The 5,711-nt window shown below is 75.5% G+C and carries 5 protein-coding genes; 2 read left to right on the top strand and 3 right to left on the bottom strand.

Annotation, left to right across the window (positions count from 1 at the left end):
- The coding region (locus E1291_RS38395; protein ID WP_207401168.1) for a hypothetical protein at positions 1-987 on the top strand (987 nt) is incomplete at its 5' end.
- A gap of 127 nt (positions 988-1,114) precedes the next feature.
- Positions 1,115-2,173 carry a helix-turn-helix transcriptional regulator gene (locus E1291_RS44835; protein ID WP_207401167.1) on the top strand — a complete coding sequence of 353 codons (1,059 nt, stop codon included), beginning with the start codon at positions 1,115-1,117 and terminating at the stop codon, positions 2,171-2,173.
- A 300-nt stretch (positions 2,174-2,473) separates the two neighbouring features.
- Here the strand turns inward: E1291_RS44835 and E1291_RS38385 are convergent, their stop codons facing one another.
- The 3 genes from E1291_RS38385 to E1291_RS38375 form a co-directional block, all read right to left on the bottom strand.
- On the bottom strand, positions 2,474-2,980 hold the full coding sequence (locus E1291_RS38385; RefSeq protein ID WP_131742956.1) for an ATP-binding protein: 507 nt from the start codon (positions 2,978-2,980) through the stop codon (positions 2,474-2,476).
- A 910-nt stretch (positions 2,981-3,890) separates the two neighbouring features.
- Positions 3,891-4,094 (bottom strand): DUF3040 domain-containing protein, encoded by a 204-nt coding sequence (locus tag E1291_RS38380; RefSeq protein WP_131742955.1) that lies wholly within the window; start codon positions 4,092-4,094, stop codon positions 3,891-3,893.
- A gap of 56 nt (positions 4,095-4,150) precedes the next feature.
- The coding region (locus tag E1291_RS38375) for a glycoside hydrolase family 10-like protein (protein WP_131742954.1) at positions 4,151-5,711 on the bottom strand (1,561 nt) is incomplete at its 5' end.

Here is a 5,711-nt window from a genome sequence, read left to right as displayed (position 1 = left end):
GGTTTCGAGGCGGGCGCGTCTCAGGGCCGCCCGTCCGCGCCGCCGCCGGTGTCGCCGCCGATGGGGACGCCTCTTCCGGTGCCCGCCCCGGTGCCGGCGCCTCCGCCGGTGCCGCAGGCGGATCTGCCGCCGCCGCCCGTCCCGGTGCCCGAGCCGCCTCCGCCGATGCCGCCGGCGCGGGTGCCGGAGCCGTCGGCGCAGATCGCCGAGGCGTACGGGATCCGGTTCCTGTGCGGCGCCGACGACATCGGCCGGGTGGTGATGGAGGTGCGGCGGCGCGGCAAGTGGGCGCGCCGGCTGCGCGGGCAGGAGGTGTCGAGCGCGTCGGCGCCGGCGATGCTGCTGATCGGGGCGGCGTCGAGCGGTCAGCGGCGGCTGGCGCGGATGGCGGCGCGGGCGCTGGCGGAGGTGGAGGCCTCCAGCGGGCAGGTGCGCGCCGTGCACGCCGAGGATCTGCGTGAGGGCGGCCCGGACGGGCTGCGCGCGGTGCTGGAGGAGCACGCGGGGCATGTCCTGCTGCTGGACGGGCTGGACGGGTTGATCCTCGACGAGACGCAGGGCGTCGCGTACGCCTCGACGCTGTACCGGACGCGGCTGGAGGGCGTGAACGACACGGCGCTGCTGGCGACGTGCGAGCCGGACCGGGTCGGGGAGCTGTCGGCGGTGGCGCCGGAGCTGGTGACCGATCTGCGGGCGGTGCGGCTGCCGGATCTGTCGGGCGCGGCGGCGCGGACGGCGCTGCTGGGGCTGCTGGCCGAGGAGCGGCTGCTACGCCTGGGGCCGGACGCGTGGGCGGTGGTGAACCGTGAGGTGGGGACGCTGCGGGGGCGGGGTCGGCTGACCGGCGCGCGGCTCGTCGAGGCGTATCTGGACCGTGCGGCGACGCGTCATCTGGGCAGCGCTGAGGCCACGCAGGCGATCGGCGGCGCGCTGGCGTTGACGGCCGCCGATTTCGAGGGCCTGGCGGCCGAGCTCTCGGGCCTCTGACCGTCCCCGCGGACCTGCGGGGACGAGACGGCGGGCGGGGCGGCCGGGGCCGGTTCCCTTGGCGCGCAGGGGGTTGAGACCTTCGCGCCACCGCATGTTCGGGGCCGTGCGGGTGACGATGGGGGGCGTGGATCGTCTGGATCGATTGCTGGCGCTCGTCGCGGAGTTGCGGGCGGCGTCCCCCGAGCCGGTGCGGGCGCGGGAGCTCGGTGCGCTGCTGGGGGTGAGCGAGCGGACGGTGCGCCGGGACCTGGAGCTGCTCGTCCACGGGGGGCTGCCCGTGCGGTCCGAGCGGGGCCGGGGGTATGTGCTGCCGCGGGGCCCGGCGCCGCCGGCGCTGACCGAGGTGGGGTCGCTGATGGGGCCGGTGCGCGAGACGGTGGCCGAGGCGGTGCGGACCCGGCGGATCGTGCGGCTGGCCTATACCGACCGGTCGGGGGCGCGCAGTTTCCGGGACGTGGAGGCGCACGGGCTGGTCGTCGCGCCGTACGGGGAGTACCTGGTGGGGTGGTGCCGGATGCGGGAGGGGCCGCGGCTGTTCCGGCTGGACCGGGTGGGGGCGGCGTTCCTGTCGGGGCGGGGCGCGGAGGTCCGTGATCTGGACGAGCTGCTGGGGGCGCTGCGGGTGCCGCTGCCGCGTCCTCCGGCCGATGACGGCGGGTCCGGGGCGGGTGGCGCGGGGCGGGCGCGGGCGTGGACGCTGGACCGGCTGGAGTTCGTCATGGCGCGGCTGCGCGAGGCGGTGGCGGAGGTCCGGGAGGGGCCGCGGGGCGCGGCGGCGCTGCGGGCGGTGCTGGGGCATCTGGCGGAGTGGACGCGCTGGCAGCTGGCGGCGGTGCGGGCGGCGGCGACGGGTGCCGAGCCGGTGCTGGAGGGGCGGCGCCCGCCGTTCCCGGCCGGGTTCGGCGGGGAGCTGCCCTACGCGGTGCGGGAGCGGATGATCCAGGACGCGATGGCGGTGCGGTCGCTCGGGGAGGTGGCGCGGGGAGGTGGCGCGGGATCTGCGGTCGGTGCTGGAGGCCGCGGCGGGCTGGGCGGCGGAGTGCGACGACGCGTTGTGGGAGGGCGAGCTGCCCGATCCGCGCCCGTTCGGCCCGCCGGGCGGTCCGCGTCCGCTGGCGGACCTGCTGGCGGGGTGGCGGGGCCCGCTGGCGCACATCGAGTGGCATCTGGACCGGCTGGGTGACGACCCGCCGCGTCCGCCGGAGGACGGCGGGGAGGAGGTCTGGGTCGTCGACCGGTGTCCGCTGCAGGTGTGAGCGGGGCCGGGCGGTGGTCGCCGGGGGCCGGTGGCCTGGCGGTCGCGGGCTCCGGCCGTCGAGGAGGGAGCCGCCGAGCGGGGTGTCACGGTCGCGTCGGGACAGCGCGAACGGCCGCGGCGGGCCGTTGGTGGGCCGTTGGTGGGCCGTTGGTGGGAGCGGGCCGGTGTGCGGGGTGCCCCGGCGGCCCGGTGGCCTGTGGCGCGGGTTCGGTGGCCGGGGGGCGGTCAGGTGTCCGACGGTGCGAGGGGCACGGCGCCGGGTGGTGCGGCCAGGGCGGTGGCCGGGGGCAGGCCGAGGGGGTTGAGCAGGCGGGCGAACCAGACGGTCTTGCCGGTGCCGTCGGGGCGTGCGCCGAACTCGGTGGCGAGCGTGGCGACCAGGAGCAGCCCGCGGCCGGCCTCGGCCCAGTCCAGGACGCGGGGCGGGCCGCCGGGCACGGCGGGCCGGGTGGGGTCGCCGTCGCCGATCTCGGCGATGACCTGGGGACCGTTCAGGGTCAGGTGGAGGCGGACGAGGCCCGTGCCGTGCACGACCGCGTTGGTGACGAGCTCGTCGACCATGAGCACGATGTCGCCGAGGTCGTCGGGGTCGGTCACGTGCCATGAGCGCAGTGTCCCCGCGGTGAGCGCGCGCGCCCGGGACGCCGTGCGCGGTTCGGCGGCCAGGTCCCAGGCCGCGTGTCGTTGGTCGCAGTCGGTGGATCCGTCGATCCCCAGCCCCTTGGTCTCCACTGCCCCGTCTCCTCACCTCTGGCGGTTTCCGCAGGTCGGCGACCTCACCTGGGATGTTCCCCGGGCAGGCCGCGGCATGGGGCCCGCCGCGCGGATCTGGCCGCACCGGCAGTTCCCCGTGCCGGTGGCGGACGGGGTGATCGCACCCGGCCGCGGCGGCGTCCTCCACGCCGCCGGCTCGATCCGCCGCGGGTCCCTTGTCCCGCGTCCGTTCACAGTGGGGGACGCCTCGCCCGCCGGTGCGGTGCACGCGGGCACGCAACCCTCACTCCCGGGTGAGGTGGGCGCGGACACGCGGGGTGCGGTGGAATGAGCACTCCGCGGATGACGTTATGGTGGATGTCGTCGGTGTGGCATGTGTCCCCCGGGCTCTAAACAACGCCTTCGGGGAATACCGCCGGTCCGTCCGGGCTGGAGCTCCGTTGTGCCTTTCGCCGTGAGGCGACCTCCACACCGGCTTCAACGTCGAGGCGCCGGCGAGATCTCGATCTCGCCGGCGCCTCGACGTTGGTCATACGACCCGCCAGGGCGAGCGGGCCGGTTCACATCCGAGGACGCATGCTCTCAGGGGCGTGACGACCCGGACTTCGTGACGACCCGGGCATGCCGCGCGCGCGAAGGGGTATGACGCCGCGGCGATGCTCCGAGAACAATCAGCGACGAGAACCCCCGCGAAGAGTCCGAGCGGGACAGTCCCCACCCGGCGCCGGGACGGCCTTGTGAGGCCCGCCCGCCTGAATCGGCCCCGCCAGGGCCCCGTCCCACCATCCCCCGGCCGTCACGCGAGCGCGCTACCTGACCGGCGGGGCGATGCCGGAGGCGACCCCCCGCCGGGAAGATCGCGAAGCGATTCGCGCTCGCACGAGCACGGTCACGAAGCGAGCGCCGGCGAGCGAAGTGGGCCGGGTTGCTATGAAACAGCAGCGATGACCGCGGTGGCGATCGCCGCGAGGACGACGACGCAGGCGACCACGGCGGCGGCGATGACCCGGACGCGATGGCCGCGGCGGGCGGTGCCGAGCCGGGAGAGGCGGTGCGCCAGCCGGGGGTCGTCCTCGCTCAAGCGGACCTCGATCTGCGTGAGGATCCGCTGCTCCTCCATCGACAGCGCCATGCTCATACCTCCGGGGGGCGTCCGAGTGCCTAGTTCCTGCCCACGGACCAAGATCATTATCCCCCGGGGGCGGTGATCGTTGCACCGCGTGCGGGCGGGCTCTCGTGGTGGAGGCGGTCCAGCGCGGTGACGTAGTAGGTGTAGGTGCTTCCGGGCTTGGCCGCGGGGTCGACGATCGCGGTGCCGCGGACGTCGCCGAGCAGCCGCGCGGGGTCGACGGGCGCGCAGGCGGGGCCGCGCCCGTCGACGCGGTACACCGCGTAGGAGACCGCGTTCTGGGAGGCCCTCCACTGCACGCGGACGCCCTTGCCCTCGGCGCGGGTGGCGACGTCCTGGACGGCGGGGGGCGCCTGCCCGCCGCGGCCCTGTACCGGCGGCGGGATCGCGGGGCGGGAGTAGTGTCCGGAGCGCACGCGAGAGAGGGATCCGCGCCGGTCGGCGGCGACGTCGGCGGCGCTGAAGAACACGTCGCCGCGCACCTGCGGGTGGGCGGCGTTGAGGGTGAGGTGGCGCGACAGCTCGGCGGGCCTGCGCCAGACGGGGTCCTCGCCGACGCGGTAGGCCGCCTGCCCGATGGTCAGCTGCACGCCGGTGCCCTCGACCTGCCGAGCCCACCACTGGACGAGCTTGGCGTAGTCGGCGCGGGCGTCGCCGATGGGCCAGTAGAGCTGCGGGGTGACGTAGTCGATCCACCGCTTCTTGATCCAGGTGCGGGTGTCGGCGTAGATGTCGTCGTAGCTCTGCAGGGCGCTGGTGGGCGAGCCGTCGGGGTCGCTGGTGCGGTTGCGCCAGACGCCGAAGGGGCTGATGCCGAACCGCATCCAGGGCCTGACCTGGTGGATGCGCTGGGACAGCGTCTGCACGAGGGTGTCGACGTTGCGGCGGCGCCAGTCGGCCTTCTTCATGCCCTTGCCGTAGGTCTTGAAGGTGGCGGCGTCGGGGAAGTCGCCGGACTCGGGGTAGGGGTAGAAGTAGTCGTCGAAGTGGACGGCGTCGATGTCGTACTTGGTGACGACGTCCATGACGGCGGTGGTGGCCAGGTCGCGGACCTGGGGCAGGCCCGGGTCGTACCACAGGCCCGTCCCGTATTTGCGGACCCAGTCGGGGTGCCGGCGCGCGGGGCTCTGCGGGGAGAGCTTCTTCAGGTCGGCCTGGCGGCTGACCCGGTAGGGGTTGAACCAGGCGTGGAACTCCAGGTTGCGGGCGTGGGCCTCCTTCAGCATGAAGGCGAGCACGTCGTAGCCGGGGTCCTTGCCCTGTGTGCCGGTGAGCCACTGGGACCACGGCTCGTACGGGGAGGGGTAGAACGCGTCGGAGTTGGGGCGGATCTGGACGAACACCGCGTTCATGTTCATCGCGACGGCGGTGTCGAGGAGCCGGGTGAACTCGGCGCGCTGCCGGTCGGCGGGCTCGGCGGGGTCGCGCGGCCAGTCGATGCCGGTGACGGTGGCGATCCACATGCCGCGGACCTGCCGGGAGGGGGAGTCGCCCGGCGCGGCGACGGCCGGGCACTCGGCCTTGGCGCCGGCGCGGACGGGGTCGGGCCCGTCGTCGGTGCCGCCGAGGGCGGGGATCCCGCACCCGGCGAGCGCCGCCAGGGTCGCGGCGGCCGAGGCC

The organism is Actinomadura roseirufa (assembly GCF_900659635.1).
Classification (GTDB): domain Bacteria; phylum Actinomycetota; class Actinomycetes; order Streptosporangiales; family Streptosporangiaceae; genus Spirillospora; species Spirillospora roseirufa.
The sequence above is the reverse complement of the archived record's forward strand: the minus strand, read 5'-3'. Positions and strand labels throughout refer to the sequence as shown.

Excerpts from the sequence above, each read along its gene's own strand:
- E1291_RS38380 (WP_131742955.1), bottom strand. The coding sequence starts at position 4,094 with ATGGCGCTGTCGATGGAGGAGCAGCGGATCCTCACGCAGATCGAGGTC.